Below are 18,884 nucleotides of genomic sequence, written 5' to 3'. Positions count from 1 at the left end.
GACGGAACATCGAGAATGGAGTCCCTGTGCCGACGGCATCCCAGGTCGCCACGCATGTATCCCCGGCCGTAGGCGCGGCCACCTCGCTGCTGGACGGCTACCGGCCCGGTGACCGGTTCCTCGCCACTCCCGGCCGCACCCTGCTGGCCTCCGGAGCGGCGCGCCCCGTGCCGCACGACAGCCGGCCGCTCGACGAGCGGGTGAACTCCACCCTGGCCGAGGCGCGGGCGGCCGGGCAGGAATCGCCGTTGGTCATCGGCGCCGTCCCGTTCGACCACGAGGCACCGGCCGCCCTCGGCGTGCCGGCGGAGCCGCGGATCGCGCCGCCGCTCGCCTCCGACCCGCTGATCGCCCTGCCCGTCGGCGCGTCCGGGTCCGCGGACTGGCGGATACGCCCGGTGCCTGGACCCGAGGTCTACGGAGCGGGCGTCGCCGCCGCGGTGAAGCGCATGTGGCGCGGGGAATTCAGCAAGGTGGTGCTCGCCCGCACCCTCGAACTCACCTCCCCCGCACCGCTGGACCTGCCCGCGATGCTCCAGCGGCTGGCCCGCCGCGACCCGGTCGGCTACACCTTCGCGCTGCCCACCGGTACGGGCCGCACCCTCCTCGGCGCCAGTCCCGAACTGCTGGTCTCCCGGCACGGACAGCAGGTCGTCGCCAATCCGCTCGCCGGGTCCACCCCCCGCAGCAACGACCTGGCCGAGGACGTCCGCCGCGCCGCCACCCTGCTGGAGTCCGTGAAGGACCTGCACGAGCACGCCGTCGTCGTGGACGCCGTCCACCAGGCCCTCGCCCCGCACTGCGCCGAGCTCACCGTCCCGGCCCGGCCGACCCTGATCCGCACCGCCACCATGTGGCACCTGTCCACCACGGTGACCGGCACCCTCTCCTCCCCCGGCATGTCGGCGCTGGCACTCGCCTGCGCCCTGCACCCGACACCCGCGGTGTGCGGCACACCCACCGCGACGGCCCGTCAGGTCATCGCGGACACCGAGCCGTTCGACCGCGGCTTCTTCACCGGAGTGGTGGGCTGGGGCGACGCCGGGGGCGACGGCGAGTGGGTCGTCACGATCCGCTGCGCCGAGGCCGAGGAGCGCACGCTGCGCCTCTACGCGGGCGCCGGCATCGTGGCCGCGTCCGAGCCGGAGGCGGAGACCGCCGAGACGGCCGCCAAGTTCCGTACCTTCCTGAGCGCTGTGGGGGCCGAGCTGTGAGCCCGCACGACGCACCCACCTGGCCGGCCGAGTTCGCCGAGCGGTACCGGCGGGCCGGCTGGTGGCGCGGAGAGACGTTCGGCTCCATGCTCCGGGAGCGCGCCGAGGCGCACCCGGACCGGATCGCCGTGGTCGATCCGGTCGCCGGAACGCGCTGGAGCTACGGGGAACTGGACCGGCGGGCGGACCGGCTGGCCGCGGGCCTGCTCGCCCGGAACATCACCGAGGGCGACCGGGTGGTGGTGCAACTGCCCAATATCGCCGAGTTCTTCGAGGTCGTCTTCGCGCTGTTCCGGATCGGCGCGCTGCCCGTCTTCGCCCTGCCCGCCCACCGCGAGACGGAGATCTCGTACTTCTGCGAGTTCACCGAGGCCGTCGCCTACGTCATCGCGGCCGAGCACGAGGGCTACGACTACCGAGAGCTGGCCGCGAAAGCCCGTGCCGCAGCCGGCACGCTGCGGCACGTGTTCGTCGCGGCCGGGGACCCGGGCGAGTTCGAAGCGCTGTCCGACGTCGCGGAGAACCCGGTCGGCTACGGCGCCCCGCGCCCGGACGACCTCGCCTTCCTCCAGCTGTCCGGCGGCAGCACCGGCGTTCCGAAGCTGATCCCGCGCACCCACGACGACTACATCTACTCGCTGCGCGGATCCAACGAGATCTGCGGCGTGGACGAGACGAGCGTCTACCTCTGCGCACTGCCCGTGGCCCACAACTTCCCGCTCTCCTCCCCCGGTTCGCTCGGCACTCTCTACGCCGGCGGGCGCGTGGTGCTGTGCCCCCGGCCCTCCCCCGAGGCCGCCTTCCCGCTGATCGAACGGGAGAAGGTCACCATCACCGGCCTGGTGCCCCCGCTCGCCCTGCTGTGGACCCGGGCGGCCACCACCACCGCGCACGACCTCAGCAGCCTGGACGTCCTGCTGGTGGGTGGCGCCAAGTTCAGCGAGGAGGCGGCACGACGGGTCCGCCCGGCGCTCGGCTGCACCCTGCAGCAGGTCTTCGGGATGGCCGAGGGGCTGGTCAACTACACCCGGCTCGACGACCCGGTGGAGACGATCGTCACCACCCAGGGACGGCCCATCTCGCCGGACGACGAGATCCTGGTCGTGGACGACGAGGACCGCGAGGTCGCCCCCGGCGAGACCGGCCACCTGCTGACGCGCGGGCCCTACACGATCCGCGGCTACTGGCGGGCGCCCGAGCACAACGCCCGCTCGTTCACAGAGGACGGCTTCTACCGCACGGGCGACGTGGTCCGCGTCACCGGGAGCGGGCACCTCGTCGTCGAGGGACGCGCCAAGGACCAGATCAACCGGGGCGGCGAGAAGATCGCCGCCGAGGAGGTGGAGAACCACCTCCTCGCCCACCCGTCGGTGCACGACGCCAACGTGGTGGCCGAGCCGGACCCGTATCTGGGCGAACGCGTCTGCGCGTACGTGATCCTGCACCCGGGCGAGGGCCCGGTGAAGCCGGTGGACATCAAACGGTTCGTACGGGACCGGGGGCTGGCCGCCTACAAGGTGCCCGACCGGGTCGAGTTCGTGGAGACGTTCCCGCAGACCGGCGTCGGGAAGATCTCCAAGAAGGACCTGCGGACCGCCGCGGCCGCCGCCCCGCTCGTCCGGCCCTCTGCCCCACGGCCGGCCTCCCTCCCCCGATCCTGAACGGAACCCCAGCACCATGGCCCTGCCCGCCATCGCCCCGTACCCCATGCCGAGCGCCGGGGAACTGCCCGCCAACCGGGTCGGGTGGACCGTCGATCCCGCGCGTGCGGTACTCCTCGTCCACGATCTGCAGAACTACTTCCTGTCGGCCTACGACCGCCGGTCCTCACCCGTCCCCGAACTGCTCTCGCATGTGGCCCAGTTGAGGAAGGAGGCGAAGCGGATCGGGATACCGGTGCTGTATACCGCGCAGCCCGGCGGGCAGAGCCCCGACGAGCGCGGCCTGCAACAGGACTTCTGGGGTCCGGGCCTGCCCGGTGACCCGCACGCCGCCGCCATCGCGGACGACATCGCACCCGACGAGGACGACGCGGTGCTCACCAAGTGGAAGTACAGCGGCTTCGTGCGCACCGATCTCCTGGAGCGGCTTCGCGAACAGGGCCGGGACCAGATCGTCATCACCGGCGTCTATGCCCACATCGGCGTCCTGATGACCGCGTGCGACGCCTGGATGCAGGACATCCAGGCCTTCGTGGTGGCCGACGCGGTGGCCGACTTCTCCGCCGAGGACCATGCGATGGCACTGCGCTGGGCGGCCGGGAAATGTGCCGTCGTCACCAGCACCCGGGCCGTGTTCGAAGGGGCCTGACCTCGGCGGCCGCGTGCCCCGGACGGCCGCGGGCCGGCGTCGTCGAGCTGTCCGGCGACGCCTGCCGGTCCGGCGTGCGCGTCACTCGGCCCCGGGTGCCGGGGCCTCGACCAGCAGCACGAGCTTCCCGCGAGCGTGGCCGCCCTCCCCTGCTCGGTGCGCCTGCGCGACCTCGGTGAGCGGGAAGGTCTCCGCGACCGGGAGGGCGAAGCGCCCGGACTCGATCAACTCGCCGATGCCGCCGAGCGCGTGGAGCGCGCGTCCGGCGTCCCCGCTGCTGAACCGCACCCCGTGCTCCCGCGCGCCCACGAAATCCGCGAGCGTCACGACGTGCCCGGGGCCGCCCGCGAGCTCGATCAGCTGGGGCAGGACACCGCTCCCGGCCACGTCGAGCGCCAGGTCGACGCCGTCCGGCGCGAGCGCGCGAACCCGCTCGACGAGGCCCTCGCCGTAGGCGACCGGCTCGGCCCCCAGCGAGCGGAGATACCCGTGATTCGCCGGACCGGCCGTGCCGATGACGCGTGCGCCGCGCACCACGGCGAGCTGTACCGCGGCGCTGCCGACGCTTCCGGACGCGCCACTGACGAGCAGCGTGCCGCCGTCCCCCGCACCCAGCTGGTCGAGCGCACGCGTGGCCGTCTCGACTGCGGCCGGCAGCGCGGCGGCAGCCGCGAAGCCGAGCGACGGCGGGACGGGCGCCCAGGAGGACAGCACCGCCAGCTCCGCCTGGGCCACCCCGTCGGCGGAGAAGCCGAACACGCGGTCACCGACGGCCGCGTCGGTGACGCCCGCACCGAGCTCGTCGACGATGCCCGCCGCCTCGTAGCCCATGGTCTGCGGGAGCTCCTGGTCCATCAGCCCCTGGCGCTTCTTCCAGTCACTGGCGTTGATCCCGGCCGCGCGCACGGCGATCCGGACCTGCCCGGGACCCGGATGCGGATCGGGAAGATCCACGATCTCCAGGACCTCCGGGCCTCCGAACCGGCTGAAACGGACTGCCTTCATCGTGCGCTCCGATCTCGACTCAGGGCTCGCGGCTGCCGACCGTACGGCGGCGGCCAGATCTCGTCCGCCGCACCGGGCGGCCGGAACCGCCCTGGTCAGGACCGCCCCGGTCGGTGACGGCCGGACTCCGCGAGAACAGTCGCCAAGGTACGCGACGGGGCAGGACGGACCGGCACGCGCCCATACGGCTCTCCCGGACACCCGGAGAGCGGCGCACCCGCTCCTCCGAACAGCGGCGCCGCGTGTGCGGCCCGGGGAATCTCCCACCAGAATCGTGCACGCGGCGCATCGCCCGCGTCCGCCGGCCGAGCGGGACGCAGGCCGTTCCGGATCGCGGCGAAGGGAGCTGACGTGTGGTCCTCCGAGGCCGCTGACGGCCTGCTGGGCGAGTTCCTCGCCGATCCGGCCAATTCGACGCTGGACCTGGCCACCTCCGTGGTGCGCTGCTCGGAGGCGCTGGGGCTCCGGCAGTCCGTGGTCTATCTCACCGACCTCCAGCAGCGCCTGCTGGTCCCGTTGACCCTCAGTACCTCGCAGCTCCCCATCGACGATTCCCTGGCCGGCTGGGCCTACCGCACGCAGTCCCTGCGGGTCGAGGACTCCGGCGCCGGGGAACTGATCGCCTGGCTGCCCCTCCTGGACGGCGCGGAACGGCTCGGGGTCGTCGCCGTGCATTCCCCCGGCCTGGACCCGGTCACCCTGCGCCGCGCCCGCACACTGGCCTCGCTGCTCGCCATGATGATCACTTCGAAGCGCTCCTACAAGGACAGCTTCGTGCGGCGCACCCGCACGGAACCGATGCAGTTGCCGGCCGAGATGCTGCGGGCGTTCCTGCCGCCCCGGACCATCGGCACGGCATCGGTCGTCTCGACCGCGGTGCTGGAGCCCGCCTACGAGATCGGCGGAGACGGGTTCGATCACGCGCTCACCGAGACGACCCTGCACGCAGCGATCCTCGATTCCATGGGGCACAATCTCGCCTCCGGTCTCACCACGGCCGTCTCCCTCGCCACCTGCCGCAACGCGCGCCGCACCGGTGCCGACCTGCCGCAGCTGGTCGAGAGTGTCGATACGGCACTGGCCACCTGGCTGCCCGAGCAGTTCTGTACCGGCGTGCTGCTCCAGCTGGACCTGGCCGGCGGAGTGCTGCGGTGGAGCAACTGCGGACACCCCGCCCCGCTGCTGATCCGGGGGCAGACACTGGTGCCGGGCGCGCTGGAACGCGACCCGGAACCGCCGATGGGCCTGCTGTCCACGCTGAGCCCCGCCGCTCGCCAGGTGCACCGCATCTCACTGGAGCCGGGGGACCGCGTACTGCTGTACACCGACGGGGCGACGGAGTCCCGCATGCGCAACGGCACCGAGTTCGGCCTGGAACGCTTCGTCAACTACGTCGCGCGGGCCACGGCGGCCGGTGAGCTGGCGCCGGAGACGCTGCGCCGGCTCATCCACGCGATCCTGGACTCCGGCAGCACGGGGCTGCGGGACGACGCGACGATCCTCATGTTCGAGTGGCGGCCGCCCCTCTCCTGACCGGCCGGCCGGGGGGTTCTCCGGATGTTTGGCGCCGTTTCGGTGGGTAGGGGCACAGCGATCGCAGCGGACCGCGTTCCGTTGGATACTGGCACAGAACGGCAGATCAAGGAGATATCCATGTCCTCGAAGCGACGTCGCAAGAAGAAGGCCCGCCGCAAGAACAACGCGAACCACGGCAGCCGTCCGCAGACCTGAGAACGGACCGGCGGACCGGGGGTGGCACACGCCACCCCCGGAGGCGTTTCCCGGCCCGCGCGGCCGGGGTTCACGTACAGGAAACCCCGGTGAGCGTTCCGCTTCGTGCCGGTGGAATCCCTGACGGATGAGCAGACCGAGGCGTACGGGGCGTTCACCGATGTGCCCACGCGCCCAGAGCTGGAGCGCTTCTTCTCCCCTACGAGAAGCGGGTGGAGGAGATCTCCGCGCTCGCGCTGGGGCGGGGTGAACCCGTCACGGGTACCGGTGAACCCTCTGTCCACGCCGGCCCGGTACGGGCAGTTGAGCAAGGCGCAAAGATCGAGAGGGCGCCGGAGCCGCGGAGGACCGCACTGCTGACGGCGGTGGTGCGCCGCGCGCCCGCCAGGGGGTACGGGACAGCCCTTAGGTGGCCAGGCCCGAATCGTCGGTCAGAGCGGCCGCGGTCAGAGTGAGGTGCTGGACCAGGACCGCGGCCGCGGTGTCGGCGTCGCGGGCCAGCACCGCCTCCTCCAGCAGGCGGTGTTCCCTGGCGCCGTCCCGGCCGGGGTTGCGGTGCGCCGACCATCGGCGGGCCAGCTCACTCTGGGTCCACAACCGGTCGAAGGTCTCCAGCAGCGCGCGGTTGCCACACCCCTCCAGCAACGTGCGGTGGAAGGCTCCGTGAGCTTCGGCCCAAGCGCCGGTGTAGTACTCGCTCTCCTCCGGCGCGAATGCCGGAGTGCGCACCAGACGATGGTGGGCGGCCCGCACGCGGGCCTCCCAGTCGACGTCGCCGCGCTCGATGGACATGCGCAGTACGACCGGTTCGACGGTCCGACGGGCTTCCGCGATCTCCTGCCAGCGGCGGTCGGAGAAGGACGGGACGGCGAAACCGCGGTTGGGCAGCCGGTCGGCCAGCCCCTCGCCGACCACCCGCACGAGCGCCTCACGCACCACAGCCAGGCTCACGCCCTGCTCCTTGGCAAGGTCCTGCGGCTTGAGAGGGGCGCCAGGGGGGTGGTCCCCACGCATGATCGCATCCCGCAGGTGTGCGTAGACCTGCTCGGAAAGCATCTGCTTCCCCGGTGGCGGGGGCGAGGAGTATGCCGTCTGATTCATGCGCCCACCCTAGACGATCCACTGGATAATCGATTATCCGTGTTATGGTCGATTCAGTAGTCGACGAGGACGTCCTCGTCCGGAAAGGAACGACCGCTGTGTCTGCCAACGACCCCTTCGCCCGCCTCCCCCAGGCGGCCTCGTTCACCGTCACCAGCACCACCGTCACCGACGGCGCCGCGTGGCCGTCCGAGCAGCACTCCTCCGGCCTGCCCGGCGGGAAGGACACATCCCCGCAGCTGTCCTGGAGCGGCGCCCCGGACGGCACCAAGAGCTATGCCGTCACCGTCTACGACCCCGACGCCCCCACCGGGTCCGGGTTCTGGCACTGGGCGGTCGCCGACATCCCCGCCACCGTCACCGAGCTGCCCGAGGGTGCCGGTGACGACACCGGCTCACAGATGCCCGCGGGCGCCTACCAGTTGCCCAACGACGCCCGCGTGGCCCGCTACATCGGCGCCGCCCCGCCGGCCGGACACGGCCCGCACCGTTACTTCGTCGTCGTGCACGCCCTCGACATCCCCTCGACAGGCGTCCCGGCCGACGCCACACCGGCCGTCCTCGGCTTCACCATGGCCGGTCACACCCTTGGACGCGCGGTGTTGACCGCCACCGCCGAAACACTCGCCTGACAGCGCCACCCGACTCCTGGAGACACCACAGCCATGCACCTCGATGCCCTTCCCGATTCCGCCCGTACCGGCGACGGACCGATGGACCTGAACGCCGTCCGTGATGTCAGCCGCGCCATCAGCGCCGCTCACCTGTTCATATATCTCGTCCCCGAGACCGCCGAGGAGGCGGCCGAGCTCGGCGTGACCGACCGCGGACCGACGTATCTGGCCTTCCGGTCGGCCGCGATGGGCGCGGTTCCGTGGCAGGTCACGCTCGCGGCCTTCTACAACTTCAGCCCGCGGGCAGCGCGGGCCATGGCGGGCATATGGGACGCCGCGCCGCCCGAGCGGTGGCAGGCCGCCCGCTTCCTGGCCGCCGGCCGGGCGATGCGGCGCGTCGGCGTACACCTCACCGACGACCACCTTGCCGAGGCGCGCTCGCTGATCGACCCGGTCATCGCCGGTGCCGACTACGCCGGCAAGGTGCTGGCCGCCGCGAACGCCTCGGTCGTGCTTCCTCCCGATCCCCTCGTCGCACTCTGGCAGCAGATCACGGTGGCGCGCGAGTGGCGCGGCGACGCCCATCTCGTCGTACTCGCCGACAACGGCCTCGGGCCGTGCGACTGCCTCGTTCTGCACACCGCGACCGGCCCCCTCCCGACGGCTCTGGCGCGGGCGACCCGCCGGTGGGACGACGAGGAGTGGAGCGCGGCGACGGCACGCCTCGTCGCTCGCGGCTGGCTCGACTCCCACGGCGTGGTCACCGACGCCGGCCGTGCGGCGCGCGAGCGCATCGAAGTGGAGACGGACCGGCACTGCGCCGCGCTATGGGCACCGATCGGCAACGCAGGAGCCCGCCGCTTCGCCTCGCTCATCTCGCCGATCACCGACGCATTCACGGCGGCAGGGACGTTTCAGGCCGTTCGCGGATAGTCTGATCTCGCATAAACGGTCCTTTCCCAGAGAAGGTCCGGGCAGCGGCCGGACAACTCGTCCCGGCCCCGGATTCACTCGCAGAACCCGTTCTCGCTCAAGTCCGGCGCGGACCCTGTTCCGAGAACTGGGTCGTGCGAAGATCCGGGGCCATGACGGGCCCTCACCCGCCCCCGGCCGCCGACGCGGACGACGTCGAACGCCACCCCTGCCCGCGGTGCGCGGCCGAGCCCGGATCGCCCTGCCGCTCGCGCGCCCGCGCGGTCGCCGGGACTTACCGCACCGGCCGATTCACCACGGTGCCCCGCCTTGCGAAGCTCCCGCGTGTACAGGCCCCGGCCGGCCGCGGGGCCCGGACAGCCGTGCAGGACCCAGCACCCCCGCCCCCGACCCTGGCCGTCCCGGATGCCCCGGGGCCGGGACATCCGCATCGGCCACGCCCGCTGCCCGGCCCTCGGGCAGGAACCACCGGCAGGCACAAGGGCCAGGCGCCCCAGCGTCGCGAACATCTACCGCGCGCTCGCCGAGCGCGAGAAGAGGGAGGCATACCCCGAGGCCGTCGAGGCCGCGCACGCCGACTTCACGGGCCTCCGGGACGCCGACGACATCCCGTACACCCCGGCCGAACCCGTATCCGGCGTCCGGATGCCCCGCTGACACCCGAGGAAGCCGCGGCGACCACTTCCACGCACAGGTCCTTCAGACCACGGAGACCGAGTAGGAGGGCAAGACCGTTCTCACCGGGATTTCCTGTACGTCAGCTACTCGCACCCGTGACCGTTGCGGCCGGGGGCGTCCACCGGCGGGTACGGGGCACCGTGCTGGAGACTCCGTACTCCTTCTTGAGCTGTTCCGGGATGGCGTAGTGCATGACGCGTCCGCGGGTGAGGGAGGACAGCTCGAAGACCGAGGTGAGGTGGCCGAGCCGGTCCAGCGCCCAGGCGCCCAGCGGCGAGCGGTCCTCGATGGTCTCCAGTACGCCGAGGAGGTGGGGAAGGGTCCTGACGACGGCGCCCCACCGGGTGCGGGGCACCGCGAGCCAGTCGGCGCAGGTGTCTCCGACGAGGTAGCGGATGAGAGCGGAGACGACCGGATCGAGAAGGGTTCCGGGCACCACCTCCTCGTAGAGGTCGATGAGCTGCCCGGTCAGCAGCGCTCCCTCCTCCGAGGGCCCCATGTGCCGGACCATGTAGAGGTCGAGGTACGCGCGGGCCTCGTCGAGCGTCTTGGGCACGGCTTCCTGGTCGACGCCGAGCATGGCGCCGACGACCCGCCAGGCGTAGTAGTAGGCCTCCGCGCCCTCCACCGACATGTGGATGCCCAGCCGGTGCAGGCTGTCCAGCACGAGCATCGAGAAGAACATCTGCCCGCCGATCATGTCCTCCTGGCAGATCGGCGTTCCGAGCACGTCGGTGTCCCACCGGCCCTCGCGTCCGAGGTGATGGCGGATGGACGCGTGCAGGAGGCGGACCTTCTGGGCTGCCGGGATGAAGCGGCTGCCGGCCTCGAAGGCGTCGGGCCGCATCAGGTAGACGGTGAACTGCCCGGTCTCCGCCATCCGTTTGGAGGGGTACTTCAGCCCGTGCGCGGCCGACAGCAGCTTCGCCACGTGCGGGACGACGTAGCAGGCGGGCATGGAGGCGAAGGACAGTGCGGTGGAGATGTGCACGTTGTTGTCGATGAAGAACAGCCGGGCCCTCTCCATCTCCTCCCAGTCCACCCAGGCCGGTGGGGTCCGGGTCGCCTCCAGGTACTCGCGTGCGACGTCGGGCAGCCCGTCGGGCAGCGGAGCGCCCGCGGTGGAGACGTAGCGCATCAGGGTGTTGAACGTGCCCACCTCCCCGCGTGCGAAGAGGGCGGCGACGGTGGCGTCGGCGAGCTCGTCACCGCCTGTGCGCAGGGCGTCCATCGAGGCATCGGTGTAGGTCATGGCAGGGTTCCTGCTTTCCACGGAATCGTCCGCGGCCGGCGGGAGCGCCGGCCGCGGAGGGCGGCACGGCCTTGAGCCGCCCCGGTGCGGGCGTCAGGCGGTGCGGAGCGCCGCGGAGCGGGTCAGCGCGGTCAGGGCCGCGACGGCGTGCGTCGGCACATCCAGCTCGCTCAGGGCGTCGAGCGCCTCCTCGACCCGCGCTTTGATCATGTCCTCGATGCGGGCGGGCGCGCCGAGCCGACGCATCACCTCGCGGACCTCCTCCAGTTCCTCGCCGCTCAGGCCGCGTCGGCCCATGAGGGCGCGCAACCGCTTCCGATCGCCGTCGGCGGCCAGCCGCCAGGTCTCCGCCAGCAGGGCCGTGGGGCGGTGTCCCCGCACATCGTCGGCGCCGGCCTTGCCGGTCAGTGCCGGGTCTCCGAACAGGCCGAGCAGGTCGTCCCGCAGCTGGAACGCCTCGCCGAGCGGCAGCCCGTAGGCGCGGTAGCCGTCGCACAGCCGCGTCCCGGCCCCGGCCAGGGCCCCGCCGATGAGCAGGGGCTGCTCGACGGTGTACTTGGCGGTCTTGTAGCGGATGACCTTCAGCGACGCGGCGGTGTCCGGACCGGCTCCGGTGCGCAGGATCTCCAGGCACTCCCCCGCGATCAGTTCGCGGGCCATCAGCGACCACAACGGGCGGGCCCGGGACAGATAGGCGGCCGGCAGACCGCTCGTGGTGAAGAGCTGCCCGGCCAGCGCCATCAGCAGGTCCCCGACCAGCATCGCCAGTGACCTGGCCGAGGCGTCGGCGCGCGGGCGGCGGCTCACGGCACCGCGCAGGGCGATGTGCGCGGTGGGCCGCCCGTGCCGCAGCGGGCTGTCGTCGATGAGGTCGTCGTGCACGACGGCGGCGGCATGCACCAGTTCCATGGAGGCCGCCGCCCGCACCAGTGCGTCACTGTCCGGCTGCCCCGCCCCGCGCCAGCCCCAGTAGCAGAACGCCGCCCGCAGCCGCTTGCCGTCCGCGACCGCCGCCTCCAGCTGCCCGGCGACCGGGCCCAGCAGCGGGTCGATCGCCGCGAACCCGTCGGCCTCCTCGGCGACGAAGCCGTGCAGTGTCCCGTCGACGCGGGCCCTGAACGCGGCGGGATCCCACCGGCCGGACGTCATCGCCCGGCCTGCCGGTCCTGGGCACGCCTGGCCAGGATCTCCAGGTGGGCCGGCGGGACGGCCGCGTACCGGTCCAGCACCAGGCGCCCGCGCGCCGTGAGCTCGTGCTCGGCGTCAGCGGCCAGCTCCGCACCGTCGGAGCGGCGCAGCAGTCCCCGCACCGCCCCCAGGGCCGTACCCAGCGTGCTCACGGCCAGATCCGCCAGCCCTGCCGCCAGCAGCACCGCCTGGCCGTCCGGGCCGCCCCACCGGTCCTCTTCCCGCGTCATCCCGTGTTCCCCCACCCTGCGCGCGTCCAGGCGGCACCGGTCGCGCACCGCCCCTGCGAGCATCGCGCCCTGGCCGGCCGGGGAGCGGAACAACTCACGATCGAGTGATCACGTCGCTCAACCGTGCGGATCTCGCACCGGACGGAATCTCTCCGCACAGGCGGCCGAGCGGGTGGCGGGGATGCCCCGCCCGGCCCGGGAGACCCCGGCGGGTGCCGCCGGGGGTCAGCCCGACTTCGGCGGGTGCTGCGCGTCGAAGGCGAAGAGGGTGTTCTTGTCCGCGGCCACCACCAGCGCCCGCCCCACGACGGTCACCCGCGGGTCTGCGCCCGACTCGCCCGTGAGGCCGTCGGCCTGCGGGTCCGTCGACCACAGGGCCTTGCCGTCGGACGGCGACAGCGCGACCACCCGGCCGGTGGCCGAGCTGAAGTACAGCGCGCCGCCTCCCGCGACGGGACCCGACGCGCCCTCCACGTTCGTCTGCCGCGACCACTTCTCCCGGCCGGTGGCGGGGTCGAACGCGGTGACGAGCCCGGTCTGTCCGCTCACGCAGAGGGTGCCGCCGGCCATGCCCGGCGTTCCCTCGTACGTCCTGGCCAGTGGGGCGTACGTGACCTTCCGCGAGCTCGGGTCGACCCGAGCCACACCCCGGTAGCCGACCATCGCCGCGCCCTCCCTGCGCTCCTGGAGGAGTACGAGCCTGCCGTCGGCGACGCCCACCGGGACGGCGGGACCGTGGACCTCGATGGGCCTGCCCAGCGTCCCCGAGGCCCGGTCGACCGTGTACAGGGCGGGGTGGCGCACCTCCAGGGCGTCCACCTCCGCGTTCGTCGCGCACATCGCCATGAGCCGCGGGCCGGCCGGGACGGAAGCGCACTGCGTACCCGAGGGGAACGGCGTCGTCCAGACGGTCTTCCCGCTGTGCGCGTCCCGGGCCTCGAAGCGGGAGTTGGAGGCGTCCACCGTCACGACGGCGGAGCCGGCCACCACGGCGTCCTGGGTGCGGCCCGTGACGGCGGTCGACTGGGCGCCGGAGGGCACGGACCACAGCTCGCGGCCGGTGTCCGCGTCGAGGGCCACCACCTCGCGGGGCGGGCCCTGCGGGGCGTCCTCGTCGGCGAAGCGGTAGCCGAGCACCGTGTCGTCGGTGGCGCCGACCAGGTGCATGCCCTGGACGGGCACCCCCGGACTCTTCGCCGTCCACACCCGCGAGCCGTCCTGGGCCCGGACACGGGCCGCGACCACGCCGCCGCCACCGCAGAACAGCGCCTCGCCGCGCGAGACGCACCGCAGTTCGTCGGGGATGTCCGCGCGGCCGCCCGGCACGGTCTTGTGCCACGGCCGGAAACCGGCCGGAAGAGCGGCACCCGGCGCCGCGACGGTGGTGCCCCTGTCGTCATCGCTGTCCGCGCCGAAGCCGCCCGCGTTCAGCGCCGCGGCTCCCCCGCCGATCGCCGCGACCGCCACGGCGGCGGCCAGCACGGGGCGCCAGTTGCGCCGCAGCCGGCGGGCGACGGGGCTGCCGGTACTGCCCGTACCGGGACCGTTCGGGCCGGACCGCGCCCCGGTGTCACGCGTCGCGAGGTGGTGCTGGGTGATCATGTCGCGGGTACGGCCCGCGCCGGCTCCGTTCGCCTCGGTGCCACCGAGGTCGGCGGGCAGGTCCCGCAGCAGCACGAGGAGTTCGTCCGCCGAGGGGCGCCCCTCGGGATCCTTGCCCAGGCACGACTCGACGACCGCGCGCAGGGCCGTCGGCACGGCGCCCAGCGACGGTTCCTCGTGCACCACCTGATATGCCGTCATGTACGGGCTGTCCGCGTCGAAGGGCCCGTGTCCCGTCGCCGAGTACACCAGCAGGGTCCCCAGCGAGAAGACATCGGAGCGCGGCCCGACCCCGCGCGGGGCCTGGAGCTGCTCCGGCGACATGAAGGGCGGCGTCCCGATGACCCGCCCCGTCATCGTCAGCGTCTGCTGGTCCGCGGCGCGCGAGATGCCGAAGTCGATGACGCGCGGCCCCTCGGGCGAGAGCACGACGTTGGAGGGCTTCAGGTCACGGTGGACGACCCCCGCCCGGTGGATGTCGCGCAGCGCCTCCGCCAGCCCGATGGCGAGCAGCCTCAGCTCCGCCCCGTTCAGCGGGCCCTTCTCCGCGATGTGCTGGGCGAGCGTGTGGCCCTCGATGTAGGTCGTCGCCATCCACGGCTGCTCGGCCTCCGGGGCGGCGTCGACCACGGCGGCGGTGAACGCGCCGCTCACCCGTCTGGCCGCCGCCACCTCCTGCCGGAAGCGGATCCGGAACTCGTCGTCCCCGGCGTACTGCTGGTGGATCAGCTTGATCGCGACGGGCCGCCCCGAGCTGGTACGGCCCAGGAAGACCGTGCCCATGCCACCCGAGCCGAGCCGCGCCTCCAGCGGATAACCGCCGATCTCGGCTGGATCACCTCCGCGAAGCGACACTCTCCCCGACCTCCCGTCCCCCGTGCACCTCTGCCACCACGGGCCTGCGTACCTGTGCTGCACACAAACTAGCCGCTAGGCGGTCCGCGGGAGCAAAGCGGGGGACGAAAGGGGAGCTCAGAGCTGTTTCACAGCCGGATCCTGGGTGCGACGAGCGGGCGCCGGAGCCCGCCCGCGGGGCCTTTGGCGCTCAGCTGTGGCTGCTCAGCCGCGGTAGGCGATCTTCCCGTCGAAGACCGCCATCGCCCGCCGCAGCGCCGCCACCCGGCGCTCCAACGCGGCACGGTGCCCGCGCGGGGTGCCCGGCGCGCAGGAGGGCGACGAACCCCCGCGGTTCCGCGATCCCGAGGCCGGCGTCGCGGAAGCAGGTGACCGGGCCGGGCCAGAGGACGTCGTCGCCGGTGTACTCGCGGCGCCCGCCGGCGGAGGCCCGGATCGGGCCGATGAGCGCCTCGCGTTCCCAGTAACGCAGGGTGCCGATGGAGACACCGGTGCGCCCGGCGGCTGCCGCAGGGGGACGGCGGCGGTCATGGACTCTCTCTGTGTGGCTACCGCTATCGCGCCCGGACGAAGCGCTCCATGTGGTCGTCACCGAGCCGCACCTCGCGTGCGGCGAGTGCCTGTTCGATCTGCTCCACCCGGCTCACGCCGACGATGGGATCGATGCCCTGCCGCATCAGCCAGGCGAGCACGACCTGGTTCCCTGAGGCCGAGACGTCCTCGGCCGTGTCGTCGAGGACCGAGAGCACCCGGGTGTTCCCGGGGTGGTCGTAGGTCTGCGGCAGGGGCCTGTCCGCGCGCGCGTAGGAGCCCCACATCAGCGAGGTGTACGACCACACGGTGAGCCGGTGCGCCTCGGCGAGGTCCAGGTCGTCGGCGGTGAGCAGCCGGTGGCCGGCCTCCGCGAGCGGGGTGAGGGGGCGGGGCTGGACGAGTGAGTGGCGCAGCTGGAGGGCCGTCCACGGTTCCACGCCCTGCTCCTGTGCGAGTGACCGGGCGCGCTCGACCCGCCAGGCCGGGTGGTTCGCCGCGCCGACCCGTAGCGCCGTTCCCTTGGCGACCAGTTCGCCGAAGGCACCGACCGTCTCCTCCAGCGGCACGCCCCGGTCCTCGGCGTGGGCCCAGAGCATGTCGACGTGGTCGACCCCGAGACGCCCGAGGCTCGCCTCCGCTCCGGCGCGGACGGCGTCGGCGGAGAGCCCTTCGGCGCTCTGCGGCCAGGAGTGCGCGACGAGCGGGTTCTGCCGGACCTTCGTGGCGATGCGCACCGTGTCCCGGGCGCCGGGGCGGGCCCGGAGCCACGCGCCGATGACGCGCTCGCTGGCGCCGCCGACGCCGCTGGGGTCGGCCCAGAAGGAGTAGCAGTTCGCGGTGTCCAGCCAGACACCGCCGCCCGCGACGAAGGCGTCGAGGATCGCGAAGGCCTGTCCGGGGGCGACGTGGGTGCCGAAGCCCATGGTTCCGAGGACGATCTGAGGAGCTGTGGTGTTCATGTCCTCCACTCTCGGATCTGGAGCGCACTCCAGGTCAAGTGCCTTCGCGGGAAAGGTTCTGCGCCTCGCCCCCGAGGGCCCAGGCCTCGATGTCGCGGTAGCGGATCGGTCCGGCGCCGCGGCCGGCGTTGCTGCCGACCAGGTGCAGATGTCCGGCCGGCCACGGGCTGCCGGTGAATCCGGTGAGCCGGGCGGCGATCTCCGCCGTCGAGGACCGGTCGTCCCGTCGCGCGCGGGCCAGGGTCAGGTGCGGGCGCAGCGGCCGGTCCTCGAACGCGACTCCGCAGTTCCTGACCAGGGCGCGTACGTCGGCGGCGAGCGCCTGCAGCCCGTCCAGGTCCCCGTCGACGCCGCTCCACAGCACCCGGTCGTCGAACGTCCCGCTGCCGCGCAGTGCCAGCGAGAGGGGCCGGCGGGCCGCCGCGAGCCCGGCCAGCGGCGGGCGCAGGAGCGGGACGGTGGAGACGGGGAGCTCCCCGAGGAACGCCAGGGTGATGTGCCAGTCCTCGATGCGGTTCCACCGCATGTGGGGGTGCGTGTCGTAGGCGGGGCGGAGCTCCCGGGCGAGTTCGGCTTTCGCGTGGTCGGGCGGGGCCAGGGCGATGAACACGCGAACGGTCGTGGGCTGGGTCTGTTCGTTCACACCGGACTTCGTATCGCATGGCGCCCGGTTGTGGCGAAGCCGGTAGCGGCGTCGGTGCCGGGCGACCGCCGCCCGGCACCTCGTTTCGCACCGCCCCCGGGGCCTTCGGGCGTCACTCGGCGTGGAGCCGGGACCCGTCGATCGCCCGGAAGAAGCCGTTGTCACCGGTGTAGTGGAAGCGGACGTGCGCCGAGGTGGCGCCCGGCGGGATCGGGACCTCGATGGACTGCTCCTGCGAGGTGTGACGCACTCCGTCCGGCAGGGCCGGGGCGGCGTGGGCGGCGGGCACGTGGACGGGCGTCGTGGTGGCGGCCGCGACCGTGGCTGCGCCTGCCGCGAGCACCGTGCGGCGGGCTATTCCGGCGAACGCCTGCACCAGCAGGGCCGATGTCCACGGAGTCAGCGGCGAGGGCTTGAGCACCGCCGTGCAGCCGGCCACCGGATCCGGGGACGCCGGGTCCTCCTGGCGGTGGCCGCGTCGCGTCGCGTCAGCCGGTCGGGGCCGGGCCGCTCTCCTGCTCGGCGACCAGCGTGGTGGCCACCCAGAGGGCGTCGTAGTTGTGGATGCGGGCCGGGTCGCCGAACGGCTTGTCCAGCAGCTCGGGCCGCGCCGGACGCCGGTTGATCAGGAACGGGATCTGGAGTTCGCCCAGGGCACCGTGGGACCGCAGGGGCGCGTCGAGCCCGCTGAGGTCGTGCCAGGAGGGGGACCGGCCGAGCGCGGTACCGGCCTCCGCGAGGACCACGATGTCGCCGATGCGGTCGGCGGGCAGGGCGTAGCGCTCTGCGGCCTCTTCACGGCCGTACACCTCCTGCACCCCCTCGATGGCCCGCAGCGACGCGATGGTGGAGGTGCGCGCGGCCCCGGCCGGCAGGTAGACGCTCGCGAAGGAGCCGAGCGCTCCGTGGTGCACGGTGTACGGGTCGGTGATCGGCAGGATGACCCGCAGGCCCTCCGGCTGGACGCCCTCGGCGATGCGGAGAATCGCGCGGACCTCCTCCTCGACGTAGACGACCCGCGCCACGCCCGCGTCGTCCGTCTTGGCGCTCATGCCGTGATCGGCCGTCAGGAGGACGGTCGCGCCGAGGCCGGCCAGCCGGCCGGCGTAGTGGTCGATCTTCTCGTACAGGTCGTTGGCCGCCTCGGTGCCGGGCGCGTTCTTGTGCTGGATGTAGTCCGTCAGCGACAGGTACATCAGGTCGGCGCCACGGGTCTCCATGATCCGTACGCCCGCGGCCAGGGCGAATTCGCTGAGGTCTGCGGAGTAGACGCTCGGCAGCGGCCTGCCGACGAGTTCGAGCACCTGGTCGATGCCGTTGTCCTCGACGGTGGCCAGGTCGGCCTTCTCCGCCGAGAAGCAGATGCCGCGGCGGGACGGCGCGACGAACTCGCCGGAGCCGTCGAGCGAGGGCCCGTCCTCGACGAGCCCGGCGCCGAGCAGCCTGCGGAGCTTGTCCTTGGCGGTCACGACGACCACGTCGAGGCCGGCCTCGTTCGCCGCCCCGAAGACGGTGGGGACCCGCAGGAACCGCTTGTCGTTCATCAGCACCTCCTCTCCCAGCTCGGTGTCGAAGATGTAGTTGCCGCTGATCCCGTGCACGGCCGGAGGGCAGCCGGTGGCGATGGACACGTTGTTCGGATTGGTCAGGGCGGGCATCGCGCAGTGGGCGGGCCAGGACGTGCCCTCTCCTTCGAGCACCTTGGTGAGCCAGGGCATGCGTCCGGCCGCCATCGCCTCGATGTGGTAGTCGGGCTCGCTGCCGTCGATGCAGATCACCACCACCGGCCGGCGGGGTTTCGCGTAGGTCCTGCCGTTGACGCTGAACGTCCCTGATGTCACGAAGAGCTCCCTGCTGCGTGCGGTGTGGCCGACATCCTGCTGCCCCATGAGCGTGCTGGCAGGAGCTGCCAGCAGGAACCCGTCTTTCGGCTATCGCCCCATAGTCCGAGCCCACGGCCCGTCCGGCGCCGTTCCCCGCGCTCCCCCTGCCGGCCCCTCGGCCAGGGCGGTGGGCGGCGTGATCCGGCCACTGC

The 18,884-nt window shown here is 72.8% G+C and carries 17 protein-coding genes and 1 pseudogene; 7 read left to right on the top strand and 11 right to left on the bottom strand.

Going from position 1 to position 18,884, the window contains the following annotated elements; all coding sequences use genetic code 11:
- The first annotated feature begins 26 nt into the window (after nt 1-26).
- Genes dhbC through ACIP89_RS26120 form a run of 3 tightly spaced genes read left to right on the top strand, consistent with a single transcriptional unit; the run spans nt 27 to nt 3,524 of the window.
- The gene (gene dhbC, locus ACIP89_RS26130; RefSeq protein ID WP_402117043.1) at nt 27-1,214 is read left to right on the top strand and encodes an isochorismate synthase DhbC; all 1,188 of its coding nucleotides are present in this window, start codon (nt 27-29) and stop codon (nt 1,212-1,214) included.
- Complete coding sequence (locus ACIP89_RS26125) at nt 1,211-2,875, top strand: (2,3-dihydroxybenzoyl)adenylate synthase (protein ID WP_402117042.1); 1,665 nt, start codon at nt 1,211-1,213, stop codon at nt 2,873-2,875. Before dhbC ends, ACIP89_RS26125 begins: the two co-directional genes overlap by 4 nt.
- A gap of 16 nt (nt 2,876-2,891) precedes the next feature.
- Complete coding sequence (locus ACIP89_RS26120; protein WP_401928881.1) at nt 2,892-3,524, top strand: isochorismatase family protein; 633 nt, start codon at nt 2,892-2,894, stop codon at nt 3,522-3,524.
- Nucleotides 3,525-3,605: 81 nt separating this feature from the next.
- Here the strand turns inward: ACIP89_RS26120 and ACIP89_RS26115 are convergent, their stop codons facing one another.
- Nucleotides 3,606-4,529: an NADP-dependent oxidoreductase gene (locus ACIP89_RS26115; protein ID WP_402117040.1), complete on the bottom strand. Its 924-nt coding sequence runs from the start codon at nt 4,527-4,529 to the stop codon at nt 3,606-3,608.
- Between the two features lie 351 nt (nt 4,530-4,880).
- Between ACIP89_RS26115 and ACIP89_RS26110 the strand changes: the two genes are divergently transcribed.
- Entirely contained in the window at nt 4,881-6,062 is a 1,182-nt protein-coding gene (locus tag ACIP89_RS26110; protein WP_402117039.1) for a PP2C family protein-serine/threonine phosphatase, read from the top strand.
- 603 nt (nt 6,063-6,665) lie between these two features.
- Here the strand turns inward: ACIP89_RS26110 and ACIP89_RS26105 are convergent.
- The gene (locus ACIP89_RS26105) at nt 6,666-7,361 is read right to left on the bottom strand and encodes a GntR family transcriptional regulator (RefSeq protein WP_402117038.1); all 696 of its coding nucleotides are present in this window, start codon (nt 7,359-7,361) and stop codon (nt 6,666-6,668) included.
- A gap of 98 nt (nt 7,362-7,459) precedes the next feature.
- Here ACIP89_RS26105 and ACIP89_RS26100 point away from each other — a divergent pair, with 98 nt between their 5' ends.
- The 3 genes from ACIP89_RS26100 to ACIP89_RS26090 all read left to right on the top strand — a co-directional run bounded on the left by ACIP89_RS26100 (nt 7,460) and on the right by ACIP89_RS26090 (nt 9,565).
- Nucleotides 7,460-7,993 carry a YbhB/YbcL family Raf kinase inhibitor-like protein gene (locus ACIP89_RS26100; RefSeq protein WP_402117035.1) on the top strand — a complete coding sequence of 178 codons (534 nt, stop codon included), beginning with the start codon at nt 7,460-7,462 and terminating at the stop codon, nt 7,991-7,993.
- A 33-nt stretch (nt 7,994-8,026) separates the two neighbouring features.
- Entirely contained in the window at nt 8,027-8,908 is an 882-nt protein-coding gene (locus ACIP89_RS26095) for a hypothetical protein (RefSeq protein ID WP_402117033.1), read from the top strand.
- 405 nt (nt 8,909-9,313) lie between these two features.
- A complete protein-coding gene (locus tag ACIP89_RS26090; RefSeq protein ID WP_401932799.1) occupies nt 9,314-9,565 on the top strand; it encodes a hypothetical protein in 252 nt (83 codons plus the stop codon).
- Nucleotides 9,566-9,665: 100 nt separating this feature from the next.
- Here the strand turns inward: ACIP89_RS26090 and ACIP89_RS26085 are convergent, their stop codons facing one another.
- The 9 genes and pseudogenes from ACIP89_RS26085 to phnA all read right to left on the bottom strand — a co-directional run bounded on the left by ACIP89_RS26085 (nt 9,666) and on the right by phnA (nt 18,690).
- Complete coding sequence (locus ACIP89_RS26085) at nt 9,666-10,838, bottom strand: oxygenase MpaB family protein (RefSeq protein ID WP_401932802.1); 1,173 nt, start codon at nt 10,836-10,838, stop codon at nt 9,666-9,668.
- A gap of 93 nt (nt 10,839-10,931) precedes the next feature.
- Nucleotides 10,932-11,987: a polyprenyl synthetase family protein gene (locus ACIP89_RS26080; RefSeq protein ID WP_402117030.1), complete on the bottom strand. Its 1,056-nt coding sequence runs from the start codon at nt 11,985-11,987 to the stop codon at nt 10,932-10,934.
- Nucleotides 11,984-12,256: a polyprenyl synthetase gene (locus ACIP89_RS26075; protein WP_402117028.1), complete on the bottom strand. Its 273-nt coding sequence runs from the start codon at nt 12,254-12,256 to the stop codon at nt 11,984-11,986. Before ACIP89_RS26075 ends, ACIP89_RS26080 begins: the two co-directional genes overlap by 4 nt.
- Nucleotides 12,257-12,481: 225 nt before the next feature.
- Nucleotides 12,482-14,713 carry a protein kinase gene (locus tag ACIP89_RS26070; RefSeq protein WP_402117026.1) on the bottom strand — a complete coding sequence of 744 codons (2,232 nt, stop codon included), beginning with the start codon at nt 14,711-14,713 and terminating at the stop codon, nt 12,482-12,484.
- Nucleotides 14,714-14,917: 204 nt separating this feature from the next.
- A pseudogene (locus tag ACIP89_RS26065) lies at nt 14,918-15,194 on the bottom strand (MerR family transcriptional regulator).
- Between the two features lie 73 nt (nt 15,195-15,267).
- Nucleotides 15,268-16,206, bottom strand: coding sequence for an aldo/keto reductase (locus tag ACIP89_RS26060; protein WP_401928864.1), 939 nt, complete (start codon nt 16,204-16,206; stop codon nt 15,268-15,270).
- A gap of 34 nt (nt 16,207-16,240) precedes the next feature.
- Nucleotides 16,241-16,849 carry an RNA 2',3'-cyclic phosphodiesterase gene (thpR, locus tag ACIP89_RS26055; RefSeq protein ID WP_401928862.1) on the bottom strand — a complete coding sequence of 203 codons (609 nt, stop codon included), beginning with the start codon at nt 16,847-16,849 and terminating at the stop codon, nt 16,241-16,243.
- 112 nt (nt 16,850-16,961) lie between these two features.
- A complete protein-coding gene (locus tag ACIP89_RS26050) occupies nt 16,962-17,288 on the bottom strand; it encodes a hypothetical protein (RefSeq protein WP_402117025.1) in 327 nt (108 codons plus the stop codon).
- A gap of 49 nt (nt 17,289-17,337) precedes the next feature.
- The gene (gene phnA, locus ACIP89_RS26045) at nt 17,338-18,690 is read right to left on the bottom strand and encodes a phosphonoacetate hydrolase (RefSeq protein WP_402117023.1); all 1,353 of its coding nucleotides are present in this window, start codon (nt 18,688-18,690) and stop codon (nt 17,338-17,340) included.
- Nucleotides 18,691-18,884 lie beyond the last annotated feature (194 nt).

This window comes from Streptomyces sp. NPDC088730, from assembly GCF_044751215.1.
Taxonomy (GTDB): domain Bacteria; phylum Actinomycetota; class Actinomycetes; order Streptomycetales; family Streptomycetaceae; genus Streptomyces.
Note: the sequence above shows the minus strand (reverse complement) of the source record. Positions and strands in the feature narration are given on the sequence as shown.

Bases quoted from the DNA above. Each gene is read 5' to 3' on its own strand.
- ACIP89_RS26120 (WP_401928881.1), top strand. From the start codon at position 2,892: ATGGCCCTGCCCGCCATCGCCCCGTACCCCATGCCGAGCGCCGGGGAA.
- ACIP89_RS26115 (WP_402117040.1), bottom strand. From the start codon at position 4,529: ATGAAGGCAGTCCGTTTCAGCCGGTTCGGAGGCCCGGAGGTCCTGGAG.
- ACIP89_RS26105 (WP_402117038.1), bottom strand. From the start codon at position 7,361: ATGAATCAGACGGCATACTCCTCGCCCCCGCCACCGGGGAAGCAGATG.
- ACIP89_RS26095 (WP_402117033.1), top strand. From the start codon at position 8,027: ATGCACCTCGATGCCCTTCCCGATTCCGCCCGTACCGGCGACGGACCG.
- ACIP89_RS26090 (WP_401932799.1), top strand. From the start codon at position 9,314: ATGCCCCGGGGCCGGGACATCCGCATCGGCCACGCCCGCTGCCCGGCC.
- ACIP89_RS26085 (WP_401932802.1), bottom strand. From the start codon at position 10,838: ATGACCTACACCGATGCCTCGATGGACGCCCTGCGCACAGGCGGTGAC.
- ACIP89_RS26080 (WP_402117030.1), bottom strand. From the start codon at position 11,987: ATGACGTCCGGCCGGTGGGATCCCGCCGCGTTCAGGGCCCGCGTCGAC.
- ACIP89_RS26075 (WP_402117028.1), bottom strand. From the start codon at position 12,256: ATGACGCGGGAAGAGGACCGGTGGGGCGGCCCGGACGGCCAGGCGGTG.
- ACIP89_RS26060 (WP_401928864.1), bottom strand. From the start codon at position 16,206: ATGAACACCACAGCTCCTCAGATCGTCCTCGGAACCATGGGCTTCGGC.